The 24,899-nt window shown below is 73.9% G+C and carries 28 protein-coding genes, 1 pseudogene and 1 riboswitch; of the genes and pseudogenes, 18 read left to right on the top strand and 11 right to left on the bottom strand.

Going from position 1 to position 24,899, the window contains the following annotated elements:
• Window positions 1–3: 3 nt before the first annotated feature.
• The 5 genes and pseudogenes from FXF52_RS04730 to FXF52_RS04710 form a co-directional block, all read right to left on the bottom strand.
• Window positions 4–207, bottom strand: a complete 204-nt coding sequence (locus tag FXF52_RS04730; RefSeq protein ID WP_187413323.1) for a CbtB-domain containing protein — start codon at window positions 205–207, stop codon at window positions 4–6.
• Window positions 208–240: 33 nt separating this feature from the next.
• A riboswitch (cobalamin riboswitch) is annotated at window positions 241–392 on the bottom strand.
• Window positions 393–576: 184 nt separating this feature from the next.
• Window positions 577–1,200 carry a glyoxalase gene (locus FXF52_RS04725; RefSeq protein ID WP_148793989.1) on the bottom strand — a complete coding sequence of 208 codons (624 nt, stop codon included), beginning with the start codon at window positions 1,198–1,200 and terminating at the stop codon, window positions 577–579.
• A 1-nt stretch (window position 1,201) separates the two neighbouring features.
• A pseudogene (locus FXF52_RS04720) lies at window positions 1,202–1,303 on the bottom strand (VOC family protein); the annotation flags it as partial.
• A 183-nt stretch (window positions 1,304–1,486) separates the two neighbouring features.
• Window positions 1,487–1,657: a hypothetical protein gene (locus tag FXF52_RS04715; protein WP_255471732.1), complete on the bottom strand. Its 171-nt coding sequence runs from the start codon at window positions 1,655–1,657 to the stop codon at window positions 1,487–1,489.
• Between the two features lie 45 nt (window positions 1,658–1,702).
• Complete coding sequence (locus FXF52_RS04710) at window positions 1,703–2,590, bottom strand: redoxin domain-containing protein (protein WP_255471731.1); 888 nt, start codon at window positions 2,588–2,590, stop codon at window positions 1,703–1,705.
• A gap of 320 nt (window positions 2,591–2,910) precedes the next feature.
• Here FXF52_RS04710 and FXF52_RS04705 point away from each other — a divergent pair, with 320 nt between their 5' ends.
• The gene (locus FXF52_RS04705; protein ID WP_148793987.1) at window positions 2,911–3,396 is read left to right on the top strand and encodes a hypothetical protein; all 486 of its coding nucleotides are present in this window, start codon (window positions 2,911–2,913) and stop codon (window positions 3,394–3,396) included.
• A gap of 120 nt (window positions 3,397–3,516) precedes the next feature.
• Window positions 3,517–4,143 (top strand): phosphatase PAP2 family protein, encoded by a 627-nt coding sequence (locus FXF52_RS04700; protein WP_148793986.1) that lies wholly within the window; start codon window positions 3,517–3,519, stop codon window positions 4,141–4,143.
• 131 nt (window positions 4,144–4,274) lie between these two features.
• Here FXF52_RS04700 and FXF52_RS04695 read toward each other — a convergent pair whose 3' ends face one another.
• A complete protein-coding gene (locus FXF52_RS04695; protein ID WP_255471730.1) occupies window positions 4,275–5,045 on the bottom strand; it encodes an A24 family peptidase in 771 nt (256 codons plus the stop codon).
• Between the two features lie 587 nt (window positions 5,046–5,632).
• Here FXF52_RS04695 and FXF52_RS04690 point away from each other — a divergent pair.
• The 12 genes from FXF52_RS04690 to FXF52_RS04635 all read left to right on the top strand — a co-directional run bounded on the left by FXF52_RS04690 (window position 5,633) and on the right by FXF52_RS04635 (window position 15,121).
• Window positions 5,633–6,199 (top strand): hypothetical protein, encoded by a 567-nt coding sequence (locus FXF52_RS04690; protein WP_148793985.1) that lies wholly within the window; start codon window positions 5,633–5,635, stop codon window positions 6,197–6,199.
• Window positions 6,193–7,137 carry a hypothetical protein gene (locus FXF52_RS04685; RefSeq protein ID WP_148793984.1) on the top strand — a complete coding sequence of 315 codons (945 nt, stop codon included), beginning with the start codon at window positions 6,193–6,195 and terminating at the stop codon, window positions 7,135–7,137. The genes FXF52_RS04690 and FXF52_RS04685 overlap by 7 nt, the downstream gene beginning before the upstream one ends.
• A 97-nt stretch (window positions 7,138–7,234) precedes the next feature.
• Window positions 7,235–7,891 carry an SAF domain-containing protein gene (locus tag FXF52_RS04680; protein ID WP_148793983.1) on the top strand — a complete coding sequence of 219 codons (657 nt, stop codon included), beginning with the start codon at window positions 7,235–7,237 and terminating at the stop codon, window positions 7,889–7,891.
• Window positions 7,891–8,721 (top strand): ParA family protein, encoded by an 831-nt coding sequence (locus tag FXF52_RS04675; protein ID WP_148793982.1) that lies wholly within the window; start codon window positions 7,891–7,893, stop codon window positions 8,719–8,721. The genes FXF52_RS04680 and FXF52_RS04675 overlap by 1 nt, the downstream gene beginning before the upstream one ends.
• Window positions 8,711–10,243, top strand: a complete 1,533-nt coding sequence (locus FXF52_RS04670; RefSeq protein ID WP_148793981.1) for a CpaF family protein — start codon at window positions 8,711–8,713, stop codon at window positions 10,241–10,243. Before FXF52_RS04675 ends, FXF52_RS04670 begins: the two co-directional genes overlap by 11 nt.
• Window positions 10,244–10,394: 151 nt before the next feature.
• The gene (locus FXF52_RS04665) at window positions 10,395–11,294 is read left to right on the top strand and encodes a type II secretion system F family protein (RefSeq protein ID WP_148793980.1); all 900 of its coding nucleotides are present in this window, start codon (window positions 10,395–10,397) and stop codon (window positions 11,292–11,294) included.
• A 43-nt stretch (window positions 11,295–11,337) separates the two neighbouring features.
• Window positions 11,338–12,198, top strand: a complete 861-nt coding sequence (locus tag FXF52_RS04660) for a type II secretion system F family protein (protein WP_187413330.1) — start codon at window positions 11,338–11,340, stop codon at window positions 12,196–12,198.
• 24 nt (window positions 12,199–12,222) lie between these two features.
• Window positions 12,223–12,417, top strand: a complete 195-nt coding sequence (locus FXF52_RS04655; protein ID WP_148793978.1) for a DUF2970 domain-containing protein — start codon at window positions 12,223–12,225, stop codon at window positions 12,415–12,417.
• Window positions 12,418–12,425: 8 nt separating this feature from the next.
• Window positions 12,426–12,968, top strand: a complete 543-nt coding sequence (locus FXF52_RS04650) for a TadE/TadG family type IV pilus assembly protein (RefSeq protein ID WP_148793977.1) — start codon at window positions 12,426–12,428, stop codon at window positions 12,966–12,968.
• 5 nt (window positions 12,969–12,973) lie between these two features.
• Window positions 12,974–13,432: a TadE/TadG family type IV pilus assembly protein gene (locus FXF52_RS04645; protein ID WP_148793976.1), complete on the top strand. Its 459-nt coding sequence runs from the start codon at window positions 12,974–12,976 to the stop codon at window positions 13,430–13,432.
• A complete protein-coding gene (locus FXF52_RS04640; RefSeq protein WP_148793975.1) occupies window positions 13,429–13,860 on the top strand; it encodes a pilus assembly protein TadG-related protein in 432 nt (143 codons plus the stop codon). The genes FXF52_RS04645 and FXF52_RS04640 overlap by 4 nt, the downstream gene beginning before the upstream one ends.
• A 19-nt stretch (window positions 13,861–13,879) precedes the next feature.
• Window positions 13,880–15,121, top strand: coding sequence for a LysM peptidoglycan-binding domain-containing protein (locus tag FXF52_RS04635; protein WP_148793974.1), 1,242 nt, complete (start codon window positions 13,880–13,882; stop codon window positions 15,119–15,121).
• A 137-nt stretch (window positions 15,122–15,258) separates the two neighbouring features.
• On the opposite strand, the gene FXF52_RS04630 is transcribed toward FXF52_RS04635, so the two are convergent.
• The gene (locus FXF52_RS04630) at window positions 15,259–16,110 is read right to left on the bottom strand and encodes a Rieske 2Fe-2S domain-containing protein (RefSeq protein WP_148793973.1); all 852 of its coding nucleotides are present in this window, start codon (window positions 16,108–16,110) and stop codon (window positions 15,259–15,261) included.
• Between the two features lie 233 nt (window positions 16,111–16,343).
• Here FXF52_RS04630 and FXF52_RS04625 point away from each other — a divergent pair, with 233 nt between their 5' ends.
• A complete protein-coding gene (locus FXF52_RS04625; RefSeq protein WP_148793972.1) occupies window positions 16,344–17,243 on the top strand; it encodes a DMT family transporter in 900 nt (299 codons plus the stop codon).
• 135 nt (window positions 17,244–17,378) lie between these two features.
• Entirely contained in the window at window positions 17,379–18,191 is an 813-nt protein-coding gene (locus FXF52_RS04620; RefSeq protein ID WP_148793971.1) for a crotonase/enoyl-CoA hydratase family protein, read from the top strand.
• Here FXF52_RS04620 and FXF52_RS04615 read toward each other — a convergent pair.
• The 3 genes from FXF52_RS04615 to FXF52_RS04605 are packed head-to-tail and all read right to left on the bottom strand — an operon-like array spanning window position 18,184 to window position 21,130.
• Window positions 18,184–19,077, bottom strand: coding sequence for a hypothetical protein (locus FXF52_RS04615; protein ID WP_148793970.1), 894 nt, complete (start codon window positions 19,075–19,077; stop codon window positions 18,184–18,186). The genes FXF52_RS04620 and FXF52_RS04615 overlap by 8 nt on opposite strands.
• 6 nt (window positions 19,078–19,083) lie before the next feature.
• Window positions 19,084–19,602, bottom strand: coding sequence for a SigE family RNA polymerase sigma factor (locus tag FXF52_RS04610; protein WP_255471729.1), 519 nt, complete (start codon window positions 19,600–19,602; stop codon window positions 19,084–19,086).
• A 52-nt stretch (window positions 19,603–19,654) separates the two neighbouring features.
• The gene (locus tag FXF52_RS04605; RefSeq protein WP_148793969.1) at window positions 19,655–21,130 is read right to left on the bottom strand and encodes an NAD(P)/FAD-dependent oxidoreductase; all 1,476 of its coding nucleotides are present in this window, start codon (window positions 21,128–21,130) and stop codon (window positions 19,655–19,657) included.
• A 92-nt stretch (window positions 21,131–21,222) separates the two neighbouring features.
• Here FXF52_RS04605 and FXF52_RS04600 point away from each other — a divergent pair, with 92 nt between their 5' ends.
• Window positions 21,223–22,326 carry a serine hydrolase gene (locus FXF52_RS04600; RefSeq protein ID WP_148793968.1) on the top strand — a complete coding sequence of 368 codons (1,104 nt, stop codon included), beginning with the start codon at window positions 21,223–21,225 and terminating at the stop codon, window positions 22,324–22,326.
• Window position 22,327: 1 nt separating this feature from the next.
• Here the strand turns inward: FXF52_RS04600 and FXF52_RS04595 are convergent, their stop codons facing one another.
• Window positions 22,328–23,254, bottom strand: a complete 927-nt coding sequence (locus tag FXF52_RS04595; RefSeq protein ID WP_148793967.1) for a phytoene/squalene synthase family protein — start codon at window positions 23,252–23,254, stop codon at window positions 22,328–22,330.
• Between the two features lie 151 nt (window positions 23,255–23,405).
• Between FXF52_RS04595 and crtI the strand changes: the two genes are divergently transcribed.
• Window positions 23,406–24,887 carry a phytoene desaturase family protein gene (gene crtI, locus FXF52_RS04590; RefSeq protein WP_148793966.1) on the top strand — a complete coding sequence of 494 codons (1,482 nt, stop codon included), beginning with the start codon at window positions 23,406–23,408 and terminating at the stop codon, window positions 24,885–24,887.
• Window positions 24,888–24,899: the final 12 nt, after the last annotated feature.

Below are 24,899 nucleotides of genomic sequence, written 5' to 3'. Positions count from 1 at the left end.
CACTCAGTGGCACGGGACGCCGAGCAGGTGCCGGCCGTCGTGCATCAGTTCGTGCAGGTACATGCCACTGCGAGAAACCGCGCCCTGGTCGAACGCCACGAGGTACGCCAGGAGCAGCAGGACGGCGACGACTGCCAGCACCGCCCACACCATCCGGGGAGAGACGGCGGGCTGAGTCAGCGGGCGAGCCGGAGTGGCACTGGACATGATGAGTCGACCTCCTCTGGGGATGACGCGTCCCCTACGAAAGGACTGCGACGAAGGAGCGTCCTGACTCGCGGCCTCGTCTCCATCATCGAGACGAAGGCCGCTCACAGTGGCGCGACCGCACCGGATTCCCACCGGTTTCCCTCGCGACGCCGCAGATAGCGTCATGAACGTACCGACGCGATGCCGACCGGTCAACAGACAGCTTGCGGGGTCGGCGTGCCTGGCCCCAAGCGGGATACCACCGATGGACGCGCTCGGCAGGCGCGTCGGGATCGTGGCCATGCTCCTGCCACCCCTGCTCACCGGGGCCGCCGCCGTCGCGGCGACGGCCCCTGTCTACCCGATCGCGCCGCCCGAGACTTCAGCTCAACCGGCGCGAACCGACGCGGCCTCCCAGGCGAACCCGTCCGGGTCGGTGAAGGGACCGGCATCGCCGGCGATGGCGATCCGGTGCGATCCGGTGCCGTCCGGGGAGACGCCGACGTCCTTGGCGGCAGCGCGGCGGCTGTACAGCGCCAGCTTGACGGGCGACCCCGCGGCCTCGAACTCGACGTACTTGCTGCCGAAGCTCTTCGCCACGGCCAGGCCGCGGTCGACGTAGAACTGCTTGCTCGCCTTGACGTCCGCGACGCCGAGCAACAGCACGACGTCGTCGACCTGCCGGGTGGCCGGGCCGGTGTCCTTCTTCGCGGACGTCGCTACCTTCCAGATCGCCCCGTCCGGGGCCTGCACGACGCCGGCGTAGCCCCAGAAACTCTTCTTGACCGGCTTCAAGGTGGTGGCACCGGCGTCAAGGGCGGTGCCGATGAGGCTGTCGACGGTGCTCGGCTGGGACACCACGAGCGACAGCGCGAACCCACGGAAGCCTGTCGTCGGCGCCTCGGCGGCGCGGACGCCCAGCACAGCGCCCAGCCCGAACGCCGCGGCGTAGGAGGCGTCGGCGGCCGCGGGGTCGGGCACCTCCAGGGTGACGGACTCGATGGCGCCCATCTCAGTGCACCTCCTGCGTCCGGATCATGTTGCCGGCGAAGACGCAGTCGCTAACGCCGTACGGCTGCTCGGTCGGCTCCTGGGCGACCTCGGCGTCGCTGACCGACAGTCGGCGGCAGGTCGGGTGAATGGTGATGTCCATGGCGATCACGCTAGGTGCGGCGCGGCAGCCCAGGCTTCTCGATTCCTGATCAGTCTGGGCACCTACCTCGCACACACGGCGGCGTCCCCGCCGTCGCGCCGCGTAGCACCGTAGGGCGTCTGCAGACGTTCGGACACTGGTCAGCTAGCGGAGCGACCGGAAGCCGGCGCGAACCTCTTCGGAAAGGAGTTGCGGCTGTTCCCAGGCCGCGAAGTGCCCGCCCTTGTCGAGCTTGTTGTAGTGGATGAGATTGGGATACGCCTGCTCCGCCCAACTCTTCGGTGCCTGGTAGAGCTCGTCGGGAAAGACGCTCACGGCAACGGGGAGGGATGGGGATACGCCCTTGGCGGCGAAGAAGGTTTACGGGCCGAATGTGAAGGCGAACGCGCGTAGGCCGGGTTGGCTGGTGACGAGGGTCAGCAGGTGATCGTCCCGGGACGCGCCGGCGACAAGCCGAACCATCGCCGCCCGGTCGAGGTGCGCCACCGCGTCCGGGCCGACGTCGGCGCCGCGCTCGTCACCGATCGGTTTGCCGTCGAGCAGGACCCTGACCGCCGCTGTTCCGGACGGTCCCGGGTCCACGACGAGATTCACCTCGCCGGCGTTGAAGGGAAGCCCGATCTCGCCAGTGCCGCTGGCCAGTTCGACGTACTCGCCGCTGCTGCGCCAGTCGCCGATCAGGTCGAAAGTGCCCGGCTCGCACCGGTCGGCACCGACGTACGTCTCCGGCGTGACGCCGGCGTGGGAGGGCTGCCGGGTCGTGGCGAACACCGCCGCCTCGGGGCTGACCGGCGGCAGCTCGGTTCCGGGCGCGGCGGCCACGAGAAGCCGGCGGATCTCCGACTCCACCCGGTCGTAGTCACCTTCTCCGATCCACCGATCGACGAATCGTCCGTCCGCGTCGAAGAGATACCTCGCCGGCCAGGCGATGTTGCCGAGGGCCCGCCAGAACGTGAAATCGTTGTCGAGCGCGATCGGATAGGTGAGCCCGTGGTCACGGATCGCCCGGTCGATGTTCTCGGCGCGCTTGCCGAACTCGAACTCGGGCGCATGCACACCGATGACGACCAAGCCCCGATCGGCGTAGTCGCGGTGCCATGCCTTGACGTAGGGCGACGTGCGGATCCAGTTGATGCAGGTGTACTCCCAGACGTCGATCAGGACCACCCTGCCGTGCAGGGCAGCGGCGGTCAGCGGCGGTGAGTTGACCCATCGCTCAACAGCGAACTCAGGGATCCGGATCGTCATTTCTTCATCCGTCATCTCTTCGGGCCGGATGTCGACCTCGTGGAAGAAGATGAGCTGGCGGTGGGCGTGCTGGGCCCAGCGTTCGGTGCACGTGAGTTCGGCGTTCTCCGCGCTGCGGTCGGGCCGTTCTCAGCCTAACTTCGGCCTAGGGCGAGTGAGCCGGAACGCCAAGGTCAGCCCACCCTCACCGCTCAACGACGGACCGTACGGTGGGCAGCACCGTCGGCGACACGCCGCTGACCCGTCGTGTCCATGATCCGGCTGCGGACGCCCGCCACCTGGTACGACGGTGGGGAGCATGCCGCACCGAGGGGGTACCGATGACCGGTAGGCGGGAGACCGTGGAGGTCGACCCGGTGGTGTTCCGCGCCGTCTACGACTCGCCCGCCTCGCTGCCCGGCCGGCACCGGTGGACCACGCCCGAGTCGGACGTACGCCGGCTGGAGAAGCTGCTCAACATGCCGGCGCGCAGCATCGGCGCCCCGCTCTGGATCAGTGGCGACGAGCCGGACTGCCCGAAGTGTGGCCGCCGGGTGAACTGGTACGACATCGTCGCCTCCGCCCTGCACGGGGTGCACGACCGCACGATGATCGCCCGGGTGATCCTCGGCGAGCGCAAGTACGTGAACACCGAGGTGCCGGCCGCCATCCCCGGCGTGCACTGCGCGGACTGCCGCAGCCCGATCGAGGGGCTGCGCAGCTTCAAGTGCCACAACTGGGCGTACGCGTTCGAGGCGTTGGAGGAGATCGTCGAGCGGATGTCCGGGGTTCCCGCGCAGCCGGCGCACCCCTCCGAGGCGTCGTAGCGCCGCCACTGGGCGCTCCCTGCTCACCACCTGTGAACCGCCTGAGACTTCGGTGCCGGGCGGTGGATTTTCCCGGCACCCTCCAGGTGTACGGAGTATGAACAGTTGGTGAGGTGATTCATGACTGACGCCGTTATGACCGACGTTCCGGATATCAGCGCCGACTGGTACCACGACATCGTGCAGTACGCCGACAGCACGCCGCAGCCGGTGCACTGGTTCGCCACCCACTTCACCGAGGGCGCGATCCTGCTGCTCGGCGTACTCATGGTGCTGGCCGCGCTGACCCGGCTGGTCGGCGGCGACGTCCGGGGCCGGGCGCTCGCCCTGGCCGCGCCGGTCACCGTGCTGCTGGCGTACGGGGCCAGCGAGGGGCTCAAGGACCTGATCGCCGAGGACCGGCCCTGCCGCAGCCCCGCCGACCTGGTGATCGTCGCCGGGCATTGCCCCCCGGTCGGCGACTGGTCGTTCCCCAGCAACCACGCCACCATCGCCGGCGCGTTGGCCGCCACCACGCTGCTGCTGCACCGCCGGATCGGCTTGGTGGCCGCCCCGCTGGCGCTGCTCGCCGCGCTGTCCCGCACCTTCGTCGGGGTGCACTACCCGCACGACGTGGCCGCCGGACTGCTGCTCGGGGTCCTCGTCGGCGCCCTGCTCACCCCGCTGGCCGCTCGCCCGGCCGCCGAGTTGCTGGCCCGCCGCGCCCGGCGCGCCGCCCGCCCCCTCACCCGCCCCGCCCGCCGCTGACCCACCCCGTCGCCGCCCACGCCCACCCTCGGCCATGCGCGCAGATTCACGGCAACGGTGCTCATTCCGCCAAAGAGTGGCCACCGCGTGGGGACGGGCGGGAACGAGTGCGTCACCGGGCGGCGGGGGTGTCAGGGGGTGAGCAGGAGGGTCGCGGCGGTGGCGAGGATGAGGAACGGGCCGAAGGGCAGGTGGCTGGACCAGCGGACCCGGCGCGCCGCGAGCAGGGCCAGCCCGACCAGCGCGGAGAGGGTGACGGCGAGCACCAGCCCGACCACCAGCGCCGACCACCCGTACCAGCCGAGCAGCGCACCCGCCCCTAGGGCGAGCTTGGCGTCGCCGAGCCCGAAGCCGCGCCGGCCGAGCAGCAGGGTGGTGGCCGCGAAGCCTGCGCCGAGGACGAGCCCGGCGGCGGTGGCCCGCAGCCAGGGCACCGGACCGGCCCCGCCCACCGCGGCCACCCCGAGCAGCCCCCAGACGCCGGCCGCCGCCGGATAGGTGAGCCGGTCCGGCAGCCGGTGCACCGCCGCGTCGACCAGCGCCAGCGGCACTGCCCAGGCGAGCCACCAGGCCACCGCCACCCGCACGGCGACCGGGCCGCCGGCCAGCGCGAGCACCGCCACCGCCGCGGCCAGGGCCGCCTCGACCGCGCCGGGTGGCGCGCCGACCCGGGCCCGGCAGACCGGGCAGCGGGCCGTCGGTCCGAGCGCCGGCAGCGGCCGGTCCAGGCCGAGGGGCGTGCCGCACCGGTCGCACCCGGCCCGGTCCACCGATCCCGGGGGTACGGCGTACCGCGCGACCGCCAGCCGCATCGGCGGTACGAGCGCCAGGACCGCCAGCAGCCGTACCGCCGGACGCCGGGTGACCTCCGGTCCGGTGCTTCGGAGCCGTTCGGCGGTCACTTTGACCCGCCGGCGCGGTTGCTTACCGTTCCACTCTGGAGCACGGAGAGTGATATTTGCCGTGCCGGCGTGTGGCGGATGGCGCGGAAACCGGCGTGCCGACCGGGGCGGCCGGAGGCGGGGTGGCCGGCGGGCGACGGCCGGCGACGAGCCCGGACCCCGACGGGACGGATCGGACCAGAGGCACAGATGCCACCCATTCTTCCGCCCTTCGATCGACCAACGGACCGAGTGCGACCTTGACAGGGTGCGGGCACTCCTGCCACCGCCCCGGCCGGCCCTCGCGGGAGCGTCGCCGTCCGGACACCCACCGGCCACCACCACCTGTCATCACTCAGCGTGTTCAAAAGAATTGCCTCTGTTGCATCGGCGGACGTCAGCCTATGCTCGCCCCTTGGGTACGACGCAACCCCGAGCAATTGGCGTCGGAGGCCAACCAGAGACAACCTTTCGAATTCGTCGAAGATCAACAGAGGCAATTGCAGCGGTAGTCAGTCAAGGCCCGGCCGCACACATCCGGGCGCGCTGCCGCATGCCCGGAGTACGCCGGCGCGACCGCTCCGGGCCACCACCGAGGAGGCACGGCGTTGCGCACACGGCATTCCCGCCGCTGGACAAGCTGCCTGCTCAGCCTTGCCGTGCTGGGCGCGAGCACCGGTTGCGGCACCGAACCGGAGGCGGCGGCCCGCCCACTGACCGGGCACGACAGCACACCGGCCACCCATTCGGCCGCCGACGAACAGGCCGCCGAGAAAGCCGCCCTCGCCGCGTATTCCGGGTATCTGGACGCGTCCCGAGCGGCGAGCGCGCGCAGCGATCCGGCGCATCCCGCGCTGTCCCGATTCCTGGCGGATCCGCTGCTGACCCGGGTACGGGTGGCAATTCATGAGGCGAAGGAGCACGGCGCGATGCGTACCGGGACGCTCGTCTCCGATCCGGCCGTCGTGTCGGTCGACCTGGCCGCCGACCCGCCCACCGTGGAGATCCAGGACTGCCTGGACGCCACCGGCTACCGCCTCGTCTACGCCAAGGACCGCCGGGTCGTCCCCGGCACGCGCGGCGGCCGCTACCTGGCCACGGCCACCGCCACCCGCTACCCGGACGGCCGGTGGTTGATCAATGCCGGCGCCACGCATCAGGACCAGCCGTGCTGACCTGGGGAGGAGGGGGTGTCCCGGCCCACCCGACCCGGGCCGGGGCACCCCGAAGGCTGCTGCTCGCCGCCGGCCTGGCGCTGCTGCTCACGCTGACCGGCGTACCCGTCCGGGCGGCCGGTCCCGGCGGCAACTGCCCGCCCGGGCAGAACGACTGCAACGTCTGGGACGACGACCCGGGCGTCCCGGGCGATCCCGGCGGCGGTGGGAACACCGGCGGGGGCGGGAACGGCGGGGGAGCCGCCGCGAAGTGCCAGTGGAACGGGCGGGTCATCGCCTGCTACAGCGAGTTCCTCGGCTGGTTCAACAACGGTGACGGCTGCTACTACAAGCTGGCCGAGCCGCAGCAGGCCACGCCCGCGGGCAAGCAGTGGTACGTCCAGACCTGCAACGGCGGTGACCTGGGCACCCAGACCACGGTCCTGCGGGACGGCCCGCCGCCCGGCTACGGCGCGCCGCCCGACCCGGAGGAGCTGGCCCGCCGCGCGCTCGCCTCGATCACGCTGCTGCCGCCCCGGATCGCGGTCGCGCCCCGGCGGAGCAAGGGGCCCGGCCTGGTCGGCCTGCCGGTCTGGATGTGGGCCAGCAGCGGGGCCGCCTACTTCGGACCGCTGCGGGCCGCCGCCTCGGACCGGGGGCTGACGGTCCGGATCACCGCCCGGGTCAACCGGATCGTCTGGACCATGGGCGACGGCACCCGGATCACCTGCCGCAGGCCCGGCACCCCGTACACGGCCGACGGCCCCCGGGCCGGGTTGACCTCCCCCAACTGCGGCTACGACCGCGGGTACGCCCGGGCGGGCACCTACCAGGTCAGCGCCACCACGTACTGGACGGTGCACTGGGTCGGCGGGGGCAAGAGCGGCGACATCGCGCAGAGCCGGGTCAGCGGCACGGTCCCGGTGCAGATCAACGAACTCCAGGTGGTGACGCGGTGAGCGTGAGGACAGGGCGGCTCGCGTGGGACGCGGCCGAGCCGGGATGCGCGCGTGAGCCCGGCTTGCGCGCCCCGCAGTCGGGAACGGAGGTGGCCCAGTGAGTGTGGCGACCCGGAACGGGACCCCGTTGGACGCGCCGGTGGCGCCGCCCCGGGTGGTCCGGCAGCGGCGGGTCCGCCCCGGCCTGCTCGGCCTGGCGGTGCTGCTGATCGCCCTCGGCGGGCTGGGCTCGGCCTTCGCGGTCACCTCGGTCCGGTCCACCGGCAGCTACCTGGCGGTGGACCGCCCGGTCGAGGCGGGCCGGCAGCTCAGCGCCGACGACCTGGTCGCGGTGCGGGTCTCCGGCGGCCAGGGGCTGCGGCCGGTGCCGACCCGCCGGCTGAAGGAGGTGCTGGGCCTGCGGGCGGCGGTGCGCCTGACCCCGGGCACCCTGCTCACCCCGGCGCAGCTCACCGACGCCCCGCTGCTCGGGCCCGGGCAGCAGCAGATCGCCCTCGGGCTCAAGCCGAGCCAGGTGCCGGCCCGTACGCTCCACCCCGGCGACAAGGTCCTGCTGGTCAGCACCCCGGACAAGAACGCCGAGGGCGAGGCGCGCGCCGGCGGCACCCGGTTCGAGGCCACCGTGATCGACTCGGTCACACCGGAGCACGACGACGTGGTGGTCTACGTGGCCCTGGCCGTCCGGGACGTGCCAGCGGTGGTGGTGCTGGCCGCCGACGACCGGATCGCGCTCGTGCTCACCGGGGCGGCCTGATGGCGGTCATCGCCCTGGTCTCGGCGAAGGGCTCGCCCGGCGTCACCACGTCCGCGCTGGCCGCCGCGTTGAGCTGGCACCGACGGCTGGTGCTGGCCGAGTGCGACCCGGCGGGCGGTTCGATCCTCGCCGGCTATCTGGGCGGGGCGCTCGACGGCCCCCGGGGCATCGGCGAGTTGGCCGTCGGGGAGCTGCGCGACGGCAACCTGGAGAGCGCCTTCTGGTCGCAGCTGGTCGACCTGGACGCCCCGAAGCGGGAGCGGCTGCTGCTGCCCGGCGTGGTCGACCCGGCCCAGGCCGGCAGCGTGAGCCCGCTCTGGCAGCGCTTCGCCGACTTCTTCACCAGCCTGGAACGGGGCGTCCCCCCGTACGACGTGCTGGTCGACTGTGGCCGGCTCCAGGTGGGCGGTCCACCGTGGCCGGTGCTCCGGGCCGCGGCGGTGGTGCTGCTGGTCACCCGCGCGCACCTGCCGGACCTGTCGGCCACCCGGTCGACCGTCCGCGCCATCGAACGGGACTTCACCGAACACCGGGTCCCCCCGGGCACCCTGCGCCTTTTGGTGGTCGGGGACGGGCACGGCACCAGCGAGATCAGCAAGGCCCTGCGGCTGCCGGTGATCGGCCGGCTGCCGCACGACCCGCGTACCGCGGCGGTGCTCAGCCTCGGCGGCACCGTACGCGCCGGCCGGCCGCTGCTGCGCGCGGCCGGCGCCCTGGAGGTGCCGGTCCGGGCGCTGCTGGACCGGCGCCGGGCCCGGCTGGCCTGGCCGGGGGCGGCGGCGCCGGCGGTGACCGCGCCGGGCGGGCCGGGGGTGTCCGGTGCGGTTTGAGCCGGTCTCCCACGACCCGCGCGGGCAGCAGCCCGGTGCCACCTCCACGGTGCCGCCGCTGGCCCCGCCGAACGGGCGGCACCAGCCCGGCACGCCGGCCGTCGCGCCACCGGCACCTACGCCGCCGCCCCGCCCCCGGGTCGACTTCGCGGTGGTCCGCGAGCTGCGCCGGGAGCTGAGCGAGCGGCTCACCCTCTGGCAGCGGGGCCGGGAGTTCGACGCGGACGCCGAGGAGGTCGAGCGGGCCCGGCTGGCCGTCGCGGTGGTCTCCGCGTACGCGGACTCGGTGCGCCGGGCCGGCACGCCGATGCCCGCCGAAGAGGAACGACTGCTGCTCGACCAGGTGACTGCCGAGCTGGTCGGGCTGGGGCGACTCCAGACGCTGCTGGTCGACGAGACCATCGAGGAGGTGCACATCCTCGGCTGCGACCAGGTCCGCATCACCCGGCACGGCGGCGGCGTGGACTGGGCCGAGCCGATCGCCGACAGCGACGAGGAGCTGGTGGAGATCCTTCAGGCGGCGGCCCGGCGGGCCGGGGCCACCGAGCGGTCACTGTCCACCTCGAAGCCGACCCTCGACCTGCAACTGCCGGACGGCAGCCGGCTCGCCGCGGTCTTCCTGGTCAGCCACCGCCCGTACGCGGTGATCCGCAAGCACAACACCCTGGCGGTGAGCCTGGAGGACATCGCCGGCGGCCGGCCCGACCTGGACGAGATGATCGACCCGCTGCTGCGCGACTTCCTCCGCGCGTCCCTGCGGGCCGGGCTGAACATCATGGTCGCCGGGCTGGCCGGGGCGGGGAAGACCACGGTGATCCGGGCGCTGATGGAGGAGATCCCGGCCGACGAGCCGTACGTGCTGCTGGAGGAGAGCCGCGAGCTGCTGCCGGCCCGGCGCGGGCACCGGCACCGGGCGGTGATGAGCTTCGAGGCCCGCGAGGGGCACGGCGAGCGCGGGCTGGACGGCCGACCGGCCGGCGAGGTGAGCATCGCCGACCTGATCCCGGTCTCGCTGCGGATGGGCGTGCTGCGGATCATCGTCGGCGAGGTCCGGTCCCGGGAGATCGTGCCGATGCTCCAGGCGATGACCACCAGTCGCGGGTCGATGTGCACCATCCACGCCCGTACCCCGGCGGGGGTGAGCGAACGGATCATCGAGCTGGCGCTCGCCCACGGCCGGGAGATGACGGTCGACCAGGCGCGCCGGATGGCGGGCAACGCGCTCGACCTGATCGTCTACGTCACGGTGGAGGACGAGACCGCGATCGGCGGTCGCAAGCACCGCTTCGTCTCGCACGTCGAGGAGGTGGTCGGTGTCGGTGCCGGCAACCGGATCATCACCACCTCGGTGTTCGGGCCGGGGCCGGACGGCCGGGCCGTCCCCCGCCACCTCCCCGAGCGGATCCGGGACCAGCTCCTGCGCGTCGGCTACGACGCCCGGCTGTTGACCCGCTTCATCGAGGCCGGCACCGGCGCCTGGCGCCGCCCTCGGCACACCCGCCTCGGCCGGCGGCAACCGTGAGCGCGAGGAGTGAGCCGGCGTTGCGCGCCCCGCAGTCGCGAACCGAGGCCAGCACCGTGAGCGCGAGGAGTGAGCCGGGGTTGCGAGCCCCGCAGTCACGAACGACGACCAGCACCGTGACCAGGCCGAGGCGCACGAAGGCGGGCCCGACATGACGGTGATCGAGCTGATCGCTCTCTGCTCCGGCGCGGCCGGCGTGGCCGGGCTGGTGCTGGCCGTGGTCGCGCTGGTCGGCACCCACCGGCCACCTGGACCGGCGGCCGGCGCCGGGCCGGGGCTGCGCCGAGTCTGGACCGGATCCGGGGCGAGCCGACGGGAGCAGCGCCGGTACCAGGTGCTACTCGGCGCGGCCGTGGTGGCCGGCGCGGTGGCCTTCCTGCTGACCGGGCTGCCGGTGGTCGGCCTGCTGGTGGCGCTGGCGGTGCCCGGGGTGCCGTGGCTCTTCGGGGTCGGCCGGGCCGAGCAGCGGGCCGGCGCCCGGATCGAGGCGGTGGGTGAGTGGACCCGCCGGCTCAAGGACATCTGCGGCACCGGCCAAGGACTCCAGCAGGCCATCGTCGGCACCATCGCCACCGCTCCCGAGGAGATCCAGGAGGAGGTACGCACCCTGGCGGCCCGGCTCCAGGCGGGCTGGCTGGCGAAGTCCGCCCTGCTCGCCTTCGCCGACGAGATCGGCGATCCGGTCTGCGACCAGGTGGTGGCCGCGCTGATCCTGCACCTGACCGACCGCGGCGAGCGGCTGGGTGACGTGCTCGGCTCGATCGCCGCGGCCGCGTCCGCCGAGGTGGCCACCCGGCGCGAAGTGGAGGCGAAACGGACGCAGCCCCGGTTCGCGGTCCGCTTCCTCACCGGGATGACCCTGGCCGCCCTCGCGTACGCGCTGGTCAACACCGAGTACATCCGGCCGTACCGGACGCCGGTCGGGCAGCTCGTGATGGCGGTGCTCGGTGGCGCGTTCGTCGGGCTGCTGGTCTGGGTCCGGTCGATGAGCCAGCCGCCCCGGCCGGCGCGTTTCCTGCCGGCTCCCGACCCGGACGAGGTGATCGCGTGAGCGCGAGAAGTGAGCCGGTCGCCAACGAAGGAGGGCTGCGGTGATCCTCAACTGGCAGCTCGCCGCGGCCGTGCTGGGCGGGGCGGCCATCGGGCTCGGCCTCTTCCTGGTGGTCCGCGAGGCACTGCCGGCCACCCCGGCGCTCGGCCCCGCGCTGCGCCGGCTGCACCAGCCGCCCGGGCAGGTGGCCACCGCCCGGGGCGGCCCGGATTGGCTGGGCGGGCTCTCGCGCTGGCTGCGCCCGCCGCACCGGCAGCTCGCCCTGCTCGACCGCACCCCCGAGCAGTACGCCCTGTCGGTGCTGCTCAGCGCCCTGGTCGGGTTCGCCACCCCGGCCCTGACCTCGGCCGTGCTGTTCCTCGGCGGGGTGTCGGTGCCGTTGGCCGTACCCCTGTTGGGCAGCCTGGGGATGGCGTTCCTCGCCGGCCTGCTCGCCCACCGCGAGGTGCTGGCCAAGGCGGACGCCGCGCGGGACGAGTTCCGCCAGGCGGTCTGTACCTACCTGGACCTGGTGGCGTTGCAGCTCTCCGCGGCGCACGGCCCGGTGCAGTCGCTGGAACGCGCGGCGACGGTCTGCGACGGCTGGGTCTTCGACCGGATCCGGGAGGCGCTGCGGATCGCCCAGCTCCAGATGCACTCGCCCTGGGACGAGTTGCAGGAACTCGCCGACCGGATCGGCATCCCGGAGCTGGGCGACGTGGGCGCCATCATGCGCTCGTCCGGCAGCGAGGGCGCCCAGGTGCACGAGACGCTGCGCAGCCGCGCGGACTCGCTGCGCGACCAGATCCGTACCGACAACCTGGCCCGGGCCGAGGGGGTGACCAGCCGGCTGGACATCCCGGGCTCGTTGCTGGTTTTCGTGCTGCTCGGCTTCGCCGTGTATCCGTTCCTCGCCCGCCTGTGACATCCACCCCGAGAAGGAGTTCCCATGCAGCTCATCGCCTACCTGCACGCCGCGCTGACCACGCGCCTGGCCGACCTGCGTCGGGAGCCGGAGCGGGGAGACAGCCCGGTCCCCACCGCAGTGATCATTTTTGGCCTGGTGGCCGCGGCCCTCTTCGTCACCGGCCTGGTCATGGCCCGGGCACGGAACTGGATGAACGCCGTCCCGACCGCACCCTGACGGATCCGATGCGACGATCTGTGGCGAACGGCAGCGGCCTGGCGGCGGACCCCGCCCGGCCGCGGCGGCCCGCGCCCGAGCTGCGGCAGGCCGCCGGCTCGGCGGGCCGCCCCCCGGCCGCGTCCGGCGTCCTCCGCCGGGCGGTCGCGGCCGTCCGGCGGCGGCTCGCCGCGGACGGTACGGACCGGGGGGCGAATCCGGTCGAACTGGCCGTGGTGATGCCGGCCATCCTGGTGCTGCTCTTCGGGTCGATCCAGGTCGCGGCCTGGTTCGTCGCCCGCTCCACCGCGCTGCACGCGGCGCAGAGCGGGGTCAACGCGCAGCGGGTCCTCGAGGCGCCAGCGGGAGCCGGCGAGGCCCGGGCCGCCCGCTTCCTGCGGACCGCCGGGGACTGGCTGGTCGGCTGGGACGAGACCGGCCCCACCTGCGTCACCGGCGCCACCGAGGTGACCTGCACGGTCACCGGCCGGTCCCTGTCGGTCGTCCCGGGGGTCAGCTTCCCGGTCCGGCAGACCGCGCACGGCACCGTCGAACGCTGGACGACGGGGTGAGGCCGATGCGCGAACGGGGCTCGGTCTCGATCGAGGTGGCGGTGCTCGCCCCCGCCTTCATCGGGCTGCTGGTGCTGGCCGGGGTGGCCGGGCGTACGGCGGTGGCGGACGAGGCGGTGGAGTCGGCCGCACATGACGCCGCCCGGGCCGCCTCGATCGCCCGGGACGCTCGGTCCGGGCAGTCCGCGGCCGTCGACGCGGCCCGCCAGCAGCTCGACTGGCGGGGGCTGAACTGCGCCGGAGCCCCGGCGTTGCAGTTCAGCGGCTCGGTCCGGGGCCGGTCGACCACCTTCGCGGCGGCGTACCGGAGCGCACCCGGGGTGCCCGCCACCGTCACGGTCACGGTCACCTGCCGGGTCTCCTTCACGGACCTGCGCGCGCCGGGCGTGCCCGGGGTGCCGGGTGAGCATCGCGTCTTGGCGACCTTCACGTCTCCGCTGGACAGCTACCGGAGCCGGCGATGATCCCGCGGGCCGGCCGGGAGAGCGGCCGGATCAGCCTTTTCCTCGCCGCCGCGCTGGCCGGGGTCCTCGTGGTCATCGGGCTGGCGTACGACACGGCCGGCCAGTTGCGGTCGTTGCAGCGCGCCGACGACCTCGCCGCCGAGGCGGCTCGCAGCGGCGGCCAGATGATCGACCGGGCCCGGGCGATCGAGGGCGGCCCGAAGGAGATCGACGAGGCGGCGGCCCGGGACGCCGTCGCGGACTACCTGCGCGCCGCCGGTGGGGTCCGCGGGCACGACGTCAGCTTCCCGGTGGTCGACGGCGAGAAGCAGATCCAGGTACGCGTCCGTATCACCTACCGCCGGGATCTGCTCGCCCTCTTCGGCTTGGACGACTCCGTCACCGTCACCGGTGAGGCCACCGCGCGGGCGCTCACCGGGGCACCGTAAGGAAGGGAAGGCAGCAGCCATGGCCGCACCGCAACGCTCCGCCGTACGGCGGACCGGCCAGGTCCTCACCGGGCTGGGCGCCCTCGTCGTGCTCTGCGCGGTGTTGGCCGGCGGGCCGATCGCGCTCCTCGCCCTCGCCGGCAATCCTCTCCCCGACCACCTGCCCACCCTCGCCGGGGTGGGTACGGCGCTGACCAGCCGCGACGACGGGCAGCTGTTCCTGCGGGCGCTGGCGGTGGTGGGCTGGTTCGGCTGGGCGACTTTCGCGTTCTCCGTACTGGTGGAGTTGCTGGCGGCGGCGGTGCGCCGGCCGGCGCCCCGGCTGCCCGGAATGCGCCGGCAGCAGCGGGCGGCGGCCGCGCTGGTGGGCTCGGTGGCGCTGATCCTGGCGGCGAGCCCGGCCGCGGCGAGCGCCGCCGCCCTGGCCGCCCCGCAGCCGGCCGTCGTCGCTCCGCAGCCGAGCGTGGCCGGGCCGGCGGTCGCTGTTCCAAGGCAGGCCGCGGCGCCGGTCGCCCGGCTGGTCACGCCGCCGGAGCAGGCCGCCCGGGGGCTCGCCGCCCCGCCGGAACAGGTGGCCGCCCCCGCCCCCGCGCTCGCCGCCCCGCCAATGCGGGCGGCGTCCGACGCGGGCGAGCCGGCCGTCTACCGGGTGGCGAAGGGCGACTACCTGGGCACGGTGGCCGAGCGATACCTGGACGACTTCGACCGCTACCGCGAGGTGGCCCGGCTGAACCGGATCGCCGACCCGGACCGGATCCGCCCCGGCCAACTGCTGAGACTGCCGGAGGGGGCGGCGGACGAGGGAGCTCGCCGGCATGCCACCGGTCGGCTGGTCACCCCGGCCCCGCCGGTTCCCGGACCGCGCACGCCGGCCGCCGCTCCGGACGGACCGGCGGCGAAGCCCGGATCGTCAGCGACGCCCGGCTCGTCGGCGACCCCCCACAACGGACGGGGCCCGACGGCGGACGCGGGCGGCGCCGGGGCGGCCGGCCAGACGCCGAAAGCGAAGCCGTCCCCGGGGCGCACCGGGACGCCAGGGTCCACGGCAGCGGAACCGGTGGGCCAGCCGCCGGCGATGGCGGCGGGGGCCTCGCGGGCCACGGCCGAGGACGGGATCAACCGGCCGCTGGCGATCTCGGCGGTGCTGGCGGTGGCGAGCATCGTCGGCGCGCAGATCGGGGCGGTGCTCGGCCTGCGCCGGCGACCGGTCCCCCGGGCGGCCGGCCGGGCGCTCCTGCCCGGCCGCCACCGCAAAGACTGACCATCACCCACCACGCGCCCGCGTCGTGCCGCGCCGCGCCGCGCCGCGCCGGCAGACCTTGGCAGATTTCGGCCCTCCAGGGGCCATTTCCTACCAACATCTGGCCCGGGCGGCTTGCCGCGGCTGACCCTGGCTGGTCAGGGCAGGCGGGCCTCGATGCGGCCGTTGACCACCCGGGCCGGCAGGGTGACCTGGTCGTTCGCGGACGGCCCGTGCACCACCTCGCCGCCGTTGAGCCGGAACGTGCTGCCGTGCCACGGGCACACGACGCAGTCGTGGCCGTCGATATCCTGCACCTGGCCCTGGCCGAGCGGGCCGCTCTGGTGCGGGCAGCGCTCCAGCATCACGGTGATGTCGTCCCCGTGCCGGTAGAGGATCACCGACACATCGTCGATCTCCCGCGTGACGAGCTGCCGCTGCGGCACGCTGGACAGGTCACCGAGCGGGTGCCAGCCATCGCTCACCAGGTGCAGCTCGGAGATGCTCTGGCTGACCTGCGCCCCCTGCTTGTACGCCAGGTGCCCGCCCAGGTACGCCCCGCCGCTCGCCGCCGACAGCCCGAGGTACGCCAGCGCCTTGCCCATCCCGTACCGGCCGTTGCGCCGGGCGATCAGGGAGCCGGCGTAGCAGGCCAGCCCGATGGCGTTCGCGGTGGCGTGCACCAGGCCGATCCGGCGCTGGTCGCGAGAGAGTGCGGCCCAGTCGTTGAGCCCGGCGACGGCGGCCGGCACCGCGCTGGCCGTGCCGATCCCGATCAGGGTGGTCGCCGCACGGCGCTGCCCGGGCATCAGGTCCAGCACCGCGGCGCTGATCCAGGCGCCGACCGGCACCTGCACCATCGCCGGGTGCAGCGGGTGCCCCAGCCAGACACCGTGCAGGAAGTCCCGGATCCGCTGGCCACGCAGGGTGCCCTGGACGGCCCGCTGGAGCCGGTCGCCGATCCCGTCGAGCCGGGAGGCCTGTTCGAGGTTGTTCACTAGTCCGCGCACGTGGTCCGACTTCCCGGCAGGCGCGGCCCCAAACCGGGCGGGACTGGCCAATCACCCCATCGGGTGCCTCCGGCCATGCCGACGCAAGCCAGCCGGGCGCGACCACGCGGAGGTCGTCGCTGACAGCGAGCAGCGGCTTCCGCTGGCGGCTCCGGGCTGCTCTTCGCCGCTGCCTGGGCCCAGGGCCGGGAATTCCCTCGCGTCCCGCGCCGTCGCCGACCATCGTGACCGGAATGTACGCGCACGCCTCCCGTACCCCCTCGTCTCTGCCGGCGGCTCGGCTCGTCACGGCGCTGAGCCGCCCCGAGGCCGTACCCCCGCCGCTGCTGATGCTGCTCGGGATGGTCTCCACCCAGGTCGGCGCGGCGGTGGCCAAGCAGCTCTTCACCGCCACCAGCGCCGGGGGCACCACCACGTTGCGGCTCGGCCTCGGCGCGCTGGTCCTGCTCGCCGTCACCCGCCCGACGAGGTGGCCCGGCTGGCGGGCGGCCGGCCTGGTCGGGGCGTTCGGGGTGGCCATGGCCGCCATGAACCTCGCCTTCTACGCCGCCCTGCAGCGGGTGCCGCTCGGGGTGGCGGTCACGGTCGGGTTCGCCGGCCCGCTGCTGGTGTCGCTGCTCGGCAGCCGCCGCGTGGTCGACGTGCTCTGGGCGCTGCTGGCCGGGACGGGCGTCCTGCTCCTGGCCGGGCTCGGCGGGATCGGGGTGGACCCGCTGGACCTGCTGCTCTGCGCGCTGATCGCGGTCGGCTGGGCCGGGTACGTGCTGCTCGGCAAGGCGCTGAGCGGGCACCTGCCGGGCAGCCGGGGGCTGGCGCTGGGCATGGCGGTGGGTGCGCTCTGCGTACTCCCGTTCGGGGTGGCGTCCGGCGGCGCCGAACTGCTCGACCTTCGCATCGTGGCGCTCGGGCTGGGGGTGGCGCTGCTGTCGTCGGTGCTGCCGTACTCGGCGGAGCTGGCCGCGCTGCGCCGGATGCCGGCGCGGGTCTTCGCGGTGCTGCTCAGCCTGGAACCGGCGGTGGCGGCGCTGGTGGGCGCGCTGCTGCTCGGCGAGCTGCTGGCCGGGTCGCAACTGCTCGGCGTGGCCTGTGTGGTGGGGGCCGCCCTCGGTGCCACCCTGGCCCGGCGTGGCTGACCCTTTATCAACTCCAGTTACGCGGCATCGCGGTGTCGGAGTCAGTCGGATACCGCGATGTCGGCGACCTGGAGTCGATCAACGCACCCGCACCGATGCCTGGCGCGCCGGCCGCCGTCGAGGCATGCTGACCCGATGGGGGTACGCGTCGAGCACGCCGGGCCGGTGACCACGGTGATCCTGGACCGGCCGGAGGCGCGCAACGCCGTCGACGGCCCGACCGCCCGGGCGCTGGCGGACGCGTTCCGCGCGTTCGAGGCTGACCCGGACGCGGCGGTCGCCGTGCTCTGGGGCGCCGGCGGCACGTTCTGCGCCGGCGCCGACCTGAAGGCCATCGGTACGCCGCGCGGCAACCGGGTCGAACCGGAGGGCGACGGCCCGATGGGTCCCACCCGGATGCGCCTGTCCAAGCCGGTGCTCGCCGCGATCTCCGGGTACGCCGTGGCCGGCGGACTGGAGTTGGCGCTCTGGTGCGACCTGCGAATCGCCGAGTCGGACGCGGTGCTCGGGGTGTTCTGCCGGCGCTGGGGCGTACCGCTGATCGACGGCGGGACGGTCCGGCTGCCCCGGCTGATCGGGGAGAGCCGGGCCATGGACCTGATCCTCACCGGCCGTCCGGTCCCCGCCGAGGAGGCGTACGGGATGGACCTGGTGAACCGGCTGGTCGCGCCGGGTGCGGCCCGCGCGGAGGCGGAGCGGCTGGCCGCCGAGATCGCTCGGCATCCGCAGACCTGCCTGCGCAACGACCGGGCGGCGCTGCTCGCCAACGCCGGCCTGCCCGAGCCGGAGGCGATGGCCACCGAGCTGACCTTCGGCATGGAGTCGCTGATCACCGACGCGATGAAGGGCGCCGCCCGGTTCACCGCCGGCGCGGGCCGGCACGGTGCCGCCCCGGAAGACGACACCGTGCCCGGCCCGAGCGTCGATGCGGCGGAAGGGTCTACCTGACGACCTCGGCGGGGGCCGGCGGCTCCACCTTCACCGGCAGGCCGTAGTCGGAGAACGCCATGGTCACCTGGACGGTGGTCGGCGGACCGACCTTTCCGTCCTTCTTCCAGACGTAGGTGACTTCGTAGTCGAGCTTGGCGACCCGGTTGTCGGCGTCGAGCGTCACGTCGCCCACGACCTTCTCGCTCGCCAGCGGGGCGCCGGCATCGAAGCCGGTGGCCTTGCCGGTGGGCTCGACGCTGAAGTGATAGGCCCGTTCGCCGGTCTTGGTGACCGTCGCCCCGGTCTTCTTCAGCACCTGGAACAGCCCTTCCTGATCGGAGGAGGCGCCCAGGGCGCCGCCCATCGCCGCGTCGAAGGGGAGGAAGTTCCGCTTGCCCGGGTACCGCTTCCAGGGCATCTTCCGGCCGCCGTCGGCTCCGCCGAGGTAGTACACCCCGTCGACCAGTCGGTCTTCCTGGAAGCTCAGCCCATCGGGAAACGGGGTGCGCAGGTAGCCGCTGGCCGTTGCCGGGTCGAATGCGCCCAACGTAGTCTCCGACCACTTCGGATCGACCCGGGCGGTCCTGCGCACCGTGACCCGGTAGCTGGTGTTCTCGCTCGCGGCGACGGCGGCGGCCAGCTCCATCTGCGGAGACGCGACGGCCGGCGAGGATGCCTCGGCGACGACGGCCGGACGGTCCGACGCCGGCCCGTGGACCAGCGTGGCCGCACCGACCGCGCCGAGCGCGAGCACCGCGAGGCTGCCGCTGACGAGGCTGCCGGTCCGGCGCCGGCGGGCCTGGCGCCCCCGCTCCAGCAGCATGCCGGTCGGTGCGGCCGAGTCCGGCTCGCCGTCGACGAGGGCGTGCAGCTGGCTGGCGAGTCGCTCATCGATGTTGGTCATGCGAGGTCACCTGCTTCCCGTGTAGGAGGGTTCGTGCAAGAGGTGGCGGAGCTTTTCCAGGGCGCGGGAGTGCTGGCTCTTGACCGTGCCGACGGAGCAGCCCAGCATCCGGGCCACCTCCCGCTCCGGCAGGTCCTCGTAGTGGCGCAGCACCACCACCGCGCGCTGCTTCGGCGGCAGCGCACGGAGCGCCCGACGCAGTGCGACGGCGTCGTGGTCGGGGGCGGTGTCCGGCGCGGCCCGGTCGGGCACCTCCGCGACGAGGTTCTCCCGGCGGCGCCGGCGCCAGAACGAGGTCTGGTTGTTCACCAGGGCACGGCGGAGGTAGGCGTGCAGGTCGTCGCTCCGGGACAACCTGCGCCACCGCTCGTACATCCGGACCAGGCTGTCCTGGAGCAGCTCCTCGGCCCGCCACCGGTCGCCGGCCAGCAGCATGGCCAGCCGGATGTGGCGCTGCCAGGCCTCTTCGACGAAGGCCACGTACGAGGCGTCCGCCGTCGACAGTCGCTTGTTCTGGTCGGTCACGCCCCTACCACGCACCGGCCTACGGAAAGGTTGTCCGGCCCGGACCGGGCGGTCACTTCAAATTGCGCAGCGCGTCCTCGATGGCGCGGTGGAAGGTCGGGTACGCGTAGATCATGTGCCGGAGGTGGCTGAGCGGGACCGCCGCGTGCACCGCCACCACCAGCGCGGACAGCACCTCGCCCCCGGCCGGGCCGACCGAGGTCGCGCCGACCAGCACGCCCTGGTCGGCGTCGGCGACCAGCTTGATGAAGCCCTCGTTGCCGGCCTTGTGGATCCAGCCCCGGGCCGAGGCGGTCAGGTCGGCGTACCCGATCTGGACGTTGATGCCGCGCTCGCGGGCCTGCCGCTCGGTGAGGCCGACCGCGCCCACCTCGGGGTCGGTGAAGGTGACCCGGGGCAGCGCGCGATAGTCGGCGCTGCCGGGTGCGGCGGTCGACCCGCCGGCGCTCGTCGCCCCGCCGACCGCGCTGGCCACCCCGGCCGCGCCGCCGACCACACTGGCGGTGCCGCTGGCGTCCGGGCCGCCCTTGGTACGCCGCATGTGGTCGAGCACGTCGGCCACCACGATGCCCGCCTGGTACATGGCGATGTGGGTGAACGCGCCCTCGCCGGTGAGGTCGCCGACCGCCCAGATGCCCTCGGTGACGTGCATCCGCTCGTTCACCGGCAGGTAGCGCTGCGTGGCGTCCACGCCGACGGTGTCCAGGCCGAGCTCCTCCAGGTGCGCCTTGCGGCCGGTCACCACCAGCAGCTTCTCGCCGGTGAACCCGGTGCCGTCCGCGTGCACGGTGAAGGTGGTGCCGTCGTGGCTGACCCGCCCGGCCCGCACCCCGGTCTCGATGCGTACCCCGTCGGCGCGCAGCGCCCCGGCGGCCACGTCGGACGCCTCCGGCTCCTCGATGGCGAGCACCCGGTCGGCCGCTTCGATCACGGTCACCTGGACGCCGAACCGCGCGAAGACCTGGGCCAGCTCCAGCCCGATGGCGCCTCCGCCCAGCACCAGCAGCGACTCCGGCAGCTCCTCAACCTCGATGGCCTGGTGGTTCGTCCAGTACGGGGTGTCGGCCAGGCCGTCGATCGGGGGGATCGAGGGGCGGGTGCCGGTGCCCAGCACGATCCCGTACCGGGCGTGAAAGACCTGCTCGCCGACGCGTACCCGGCCAGGGCCGTCGAGCCGGCCGCTGCCCCGGACGAACCGGCCGCCCTTGCCGGTGAACCGCTCGACGGCCACCTTGTCGTCCCAGGTGTCGGTGGCCTCCTCGCGGATCCGCTTCGCCACCGGCGCCCAGTCGGGCCGGACCTGCGCCGAGCCGGCCAGCTCGTTGACCCGGTGCGCCTCGGCCAGCGCGTTCGCCGCCCGGATCATCATCTTGCTCGGGATGCAGCCCCAGTACGGGCATTCGCCGCCGACCAGGTTCCGCTCGATCCCGACGACGGTGAGGCCGGCCTCGGCGAGCCGCCCGGCCACCTCCTCGCCGCCGACCCCGAGCCCGACCACGACCACGTCCACCAGTTCCGGCTCCGCCATCCCGCCAGCATCCCGTACGGGCGGGCCGGGGACCACCACAGCGGGCGGAATTTGGCGCGGCCGTTCCGACGTGGACGGCCTACCGTGACCGGATGCACCCTCGCTTCACCCCCGTCCGGGACTGCTTCCACGACCTGTTCGCCAGCGGGCGGGAGACCGGCGCCGGCCTGAGCATCTGGTACGACGGGCAACCGGTGGTCGACCTGACGGGCGGGCACCGCGCGGGCGTCCGGTCTGGCCCGGCCGCCGCCGGCCGCGCCGCCACCAATGACCCGTGGCGGCCGGACACGCTGGTCAACGTCTACTCGGTCGGCAAGCCGGTGGCCGCGCTCTGCCTGCTCATGCTGGTTGACCGGGGTCGGGTCGAGCTGGACCGGCCGGTGTCCGCGTACTGGCCGGAGTTCCGCACCCCGGCGAGCGTGCGGCAGGTGCTCAGCCACACCGCCGGGCTGCCGGCCTTTCCGGTGCCGCGGCCCGCCGGGGCGGTCGCCGACTGGGCGCTGCTCTGCGCCGACCTCGCCGCGGCCGAGCCCGAATGGATGCCGGGCAGCGTCGCGGGCGAGCACGCCTGGACGTACGGGCACCTGGTGGGCGAGCTGGTCCGCCGGGTGGACGGGCGGCCGGTGGGGCGGTTCCTGTCCGAGGAGATCGCCGGACCGTGGCGCCTCGACCTGGGCTTCGGCCTGAGCCCGGCCGACCAGCGGCGCTGCGCCGACCTGTCGTACGCCGATCCGGGCTGGCTCACCCGGACGCTGGGCGAGCCGGGGTCGCTGCGGGCCAGGGCGCTCGGCAATCCGGCCGGCGGCCTGGACCTGGCGGTGGTGAACCACTCACTGTGGCGATCCGCCGAGGTCCCGGCGGTGAACCTGCACGCCACCGCAGCCAGCCTGGCGCGGCTCTACGCGGGCCTGCTCGCCGGCGGCACCCTCGACGGGGTACGCCTGTTCAGCCCGGAGCTGGTCGCCGAGGCCACCCGGGTGCAGTACGACGGGCCGGACCTGGTGCTGGACCGGAGGGCGTACTGGACCTTGGGCATGCAGTGGGAGCCGGACGGGAGCTGGGGCATGGGCGGCATCGGCGGGAGCAGCGCCTGGGCGGACCCGGAGCGGGGCTACACGTTCGCGTACGCGACGCCCCGCCTCGGCGAGCACGACCGGGTGGACGAGCTGGTCGAGGCGCTGCACTCCTGCCTGTGATTCATGCCACCAGCGCCGGCTGGAGTGCCGGACCGGGGACCGCCACCGGCGTGCCGGGCGGGGTGAGCAGCGCCCGCGTGGCCACCGCGAGCCGCCGCTGCACGGGTACCCGGGCCCGCCGGGCGAAGACGTCGTAGTCCTGCGCGGCCACCTCGTCGAGGATCCCGCCGTAGAGCTCGTACGCGGTGCGCATGCAGGCCTGCGAGGCGGCGGTGAGCAGCGGGATGCCCGGCGCGGCGGCCGCGTAGTGGGCCTGGGCCCGGGTCACCTCGTACCGGATCAGCTCGCGGAGCTGCGGCGTGCCGTGGCCGACCGCCCGGGCGGCGAGCAGGTCGTCGCGGGTGACGTCGAACATGGCCAGGTGCTCGTCCGGCAGGTAGGTCCGGCCCCGGTCCAGGTCCTCCGCGACGTCCCGGATGAAGTTGGTGAGCTGGAACGCCAGCCCGAGCTGGCGGGCCGGTTCCCGGGCGGCGGCCGGGTCGGAGCTGCCCAGGATCGGCAGCATCATGGTGCCGATGACGGCGGCCGAGCCGTCCATGTAACCGAGCAGGTCGTCGTAGGTCCGGTACGACGTGACCGTCAGGTCCATCGCCATGCTGCGCAGGAACGCGGCGAAGTCGGCGGGCGCCAGGTCGAAGACGGCGATGGTGTGCAGCACCGCGGGGAGCAGCGGGTCGTCGACCGGCTCCCCGCGCAGACCGGCGACGAATCGGTCGGACCAGTCCGCCAGCTGGGCGGCGCGCTCGGCCGGCGGCAGGTCCCCGGTCGAGTCGACGATCTCGTCGGCGTACCGGGTGAATCCGTAGAGGGCGTGCACGTGCCGCCGTTTCCATGCGGGCAACAGGCGGGTGGCGAGATAGTAGGTCCGACCGTGGCGTCGGTGCAGCCCACGACAACGCTCGTAGGCGGCAGCGAGATCGGCGTCCACCGGCCCTCCTCATATCGACGCATCAATCGACGCAACTCGTAGCCTAGGGTACGCTCGCCGACATGGCCAACGACGCGGTGGCGGCTGACGGGCTCCGGGTGGTGCCGGCACCGCCGGGGGCGACGGACGATCCGGTGAGGGAGGTGGTCACGTGCGAACCGTGACCGGACGGACCGACCGGGTGGTGGTCGTCGGCGCCGGCCTGGGCGGGCTGGCCTGCGCGCTGCACCTGGCCGGCGACGGCCGGCAGGTGACCGTCCTGGAACGCGAGGCGGTGCCGGGCGGGCGCGCCGGCCGGCTCAGCGTCGACGGGTACGAGTTCGACACCGGCCCGACCGTGCTCACCATGCCGGACCTGATCGCCGAGGCGCTCGGCGCGGTCGGCGAGGAGCTGACCGACTGGCTCGACCTGACCCCGCTGGACCCGGCCTACCGGGCGTACTACCCGGACGGGTCGACCCTCGACGTGATCAGCGACAGCACCCGGATGGCCACCGAGATCGCCCGGGTCTGCGGCCCCCGTGAGGCGGACGGCTACCTGCGGTTCGTCGACTACGCCCGGAGCCTGTGGCGGTGGGAGCGGGCCGACTTCATCGAACGCAACCTGGACGCGCCGACCGACCTGCTCACCGCCAACCTGGTGAAGCTGCTGGCCAACGGGGCGTTCCGGCGGCTCCAGACGAAGATCAACCAGTTCTTCCGCGACCCGCGTACCCAGCGGATCTTCTCCTTCCAGGCGATGTACGCGGGCCTCGCGCCGCACGACGCGCTCGCCATCTACGCGGTCATCGCGTACCTCGACTCGGTGGCCGGGGTGTGCTTCCCGCGCGGTGGCGTGCACGCGGTCTCCCGGGCGATGGCCGGCGCGGCGGAGAAGCACGGCGTGCAGATCCGGTACGCGACCACGGTGACCCGGGTGGCGACCGCCAACGGCCGGGCCACCGGGGTGGTGACCGCCGACGGCGAGTTCGTCCCCGCGGACGTCGTGGTGCTCAACCCCGACCTGCCGGTCGCCTACCGGGACCTGCTGCCCGCCGGCCGGCAGCGCCGGCTCACCTACTCGCCCTCCTGCGTCGTGCTGCACGTCGGGTCGCGGCAGGGCTATGCGAAGATCGCCCACCACAACATCCACTTCGGACGATCCTGGAAGGGCACGTTCGACGAGGTGATTCGGCGAGGTGAGCTGATGACGGACCCCTCGCTGCTGGTGACGAACCCGAGCCGGACCGACCCGGCGGTGGCCCCGGCCGGGCGGCACACCTACTACGTGCTCGCCCCGGTGCCGAACCTCGACCGGGCGCCCCTCGACTGGCGCGGCGACCTGACCCGCCACTACGCCGACCAACTCGTCGAGACCCTGGAGCAACGGGGCTACGTCGGCTTCGGCGAGGGGATCGAGGTGCTGCAGACCGTCACCCCGGCCGACTGGGCGGAGCAGGGCATGGCCGCCGGCACCCCGTTCGCCGCCGCGCACAGCCTCTTCCAGACCGGTCCGTTCCGCCCGGCCAACCTGCACCGGACGCTCGGCAACGTGGTCTTCGTCGGCTCCGGCACGCAGCCCGGGGTGGGCGTGCCCATGGTCCTGATCAGCGGCAAGCTCGCCGCCGCGCGCATCACCGGAGCCGGTCGGTGAGCGCGGCCCCGA

Origin of the sequence: Micromonospora sp. MP36 (assembly GCF_008119785.1) — a bacterium.
Taxonomy (GTDB): Bacteria; Actinomycetota; Actinomycetes; order Mycobacteriales; family Micromonosporaceae; genus Micromonospora.
The sequence above is the reverse complement of the archived record's forward strand: the minus strand, read 5'-3'. Positions and strand labels throughout refer to the sequence as shown.

Excerpts from the sequence above, each read along its gene's own strand:
- FXF52_RS04615 (WP_148793970.1), bottom strand. The coding sequence starts at position 19,077 with ATGACCAACATCGATGAGCGACTCGCCAGCCAGCTGCACGCCCTCGTC.
- FXF52_RS04605 (WP_148793969.1), bottom strand. The coding sequence starts at position 21,130 with ATGGCGGAGCCGGAACTGGTGGACGTGGTCGTGGTCGGGCTCGGGGTC.
- FXF52_RS04650 (WP_148793977.1), top strand. The coding sequence starts at position 12,426 with ATGCGACGATCTGTGGCGAACGGCAGCGGCCTGGCGGCGGACCCCGCC.
- FXF52_RS04705 (WP_148793987.1), top strand. The coding sequence starts at position 2,911 with ATGACCGGTAGGCGGGAGACCGTGGAGGTCGACCCGGTGGTGTTCCGC.
- FXF52_RS04665 (WP_148793980.1), top strand. The coding sequence starts at position 10,395 with ATGACGGTGATCGAGCTGATCGCTCTCTGCTCCGGCGCGGCCGGCGTG.
- FXF52_RS04625 (WP_148793972.1), top strand. The coding sequence starts at position 16,344 with ATGTACGCGCACGCCTCCCGTACCCCCTCGTCTCTGCCGGCGGCTCGG.
- FXF52_RS04730 (WP_187413323.1), bottom strand. The coding sequence starts at position 207 with ATGTCCAGTGCCACTCCGGCTCGCCCGCTGACTCAGCCCGCCGTCTCT.
- FXF52_RS04645 (WP_148793976.1), top strand. The coding sequence starts at position 12,974 with ATGCGCGAACGGGGCTCGGTCTCGATCGAGGTGGCGGTGCTCGCCCCC.
- FXF52_RS04620 (WP_148793971.1), top strand. The coding sequence starts at position 17,379 with ATGGGGGTACGCGTCGAGCACGCCGGGCCGGTGACCACGGTGATCCTG.
- FXF52_RS04700 (WP_148793986.1), top strand. The coding sequence starts at position 3,517 with ATGACTGACGCCGTTATGACCGACGTTCCGGATATCAGCGCCGACTGG.
- FXF52_RS04710 (WP_255471731.1), bottom strand. The coding sequence starts at position 2,590 with ATGACGATCCGGATCCCTGAGTTCGCTGTTGAGCGATGGGTCAACTCA.
- FXF52_RS04635 (WP_148793974.1), top strand. The coding sequence starts at position 13,880 with ATGGCCGCACCGCAACGCTCCGCCGTACGGCGGACCGGCCAGGTCCTC.
- FXF52_RS04640 (WP_148793975.1), top strand. The coding sequence starts at position 13,429 with ATGATCCCGCGGGCCGGCCGGGAGAGCGGCCGGATCAGCCTTTTCCTC.
- FXF52_RS04675 (WP_148793982.1), top strand. The coding sequence starts at position 7,891 with ATGGCGGTCATCGCCCTGGTCTCGGCGAAGGGCTCGCCCGGCGTCACC.
- FXF52_RS04655 (WP_148793978.1), top strand. The coding sequence starts at position 12,223 with ATGCAGCTCATCGCCTACCTGCACGCCGCGCTGACCACGCGCCTGGCC.
- FXF52_RS04600 (WP_148793968.1), top strand. The coding sequence starts at position 21,223 with ATGCACCCTCGCTTCACCCCCGTCCGGGACTGCTTCCACGACCTGTTC.
- FXF52_RS04725 (WP_148793989.1), bottom strand. The coding sequence starts at position 1,200 with ATGGGCGCCATCGAGTCCGTCACCCTGGAGGTGCCCGACCCCGCGGCC.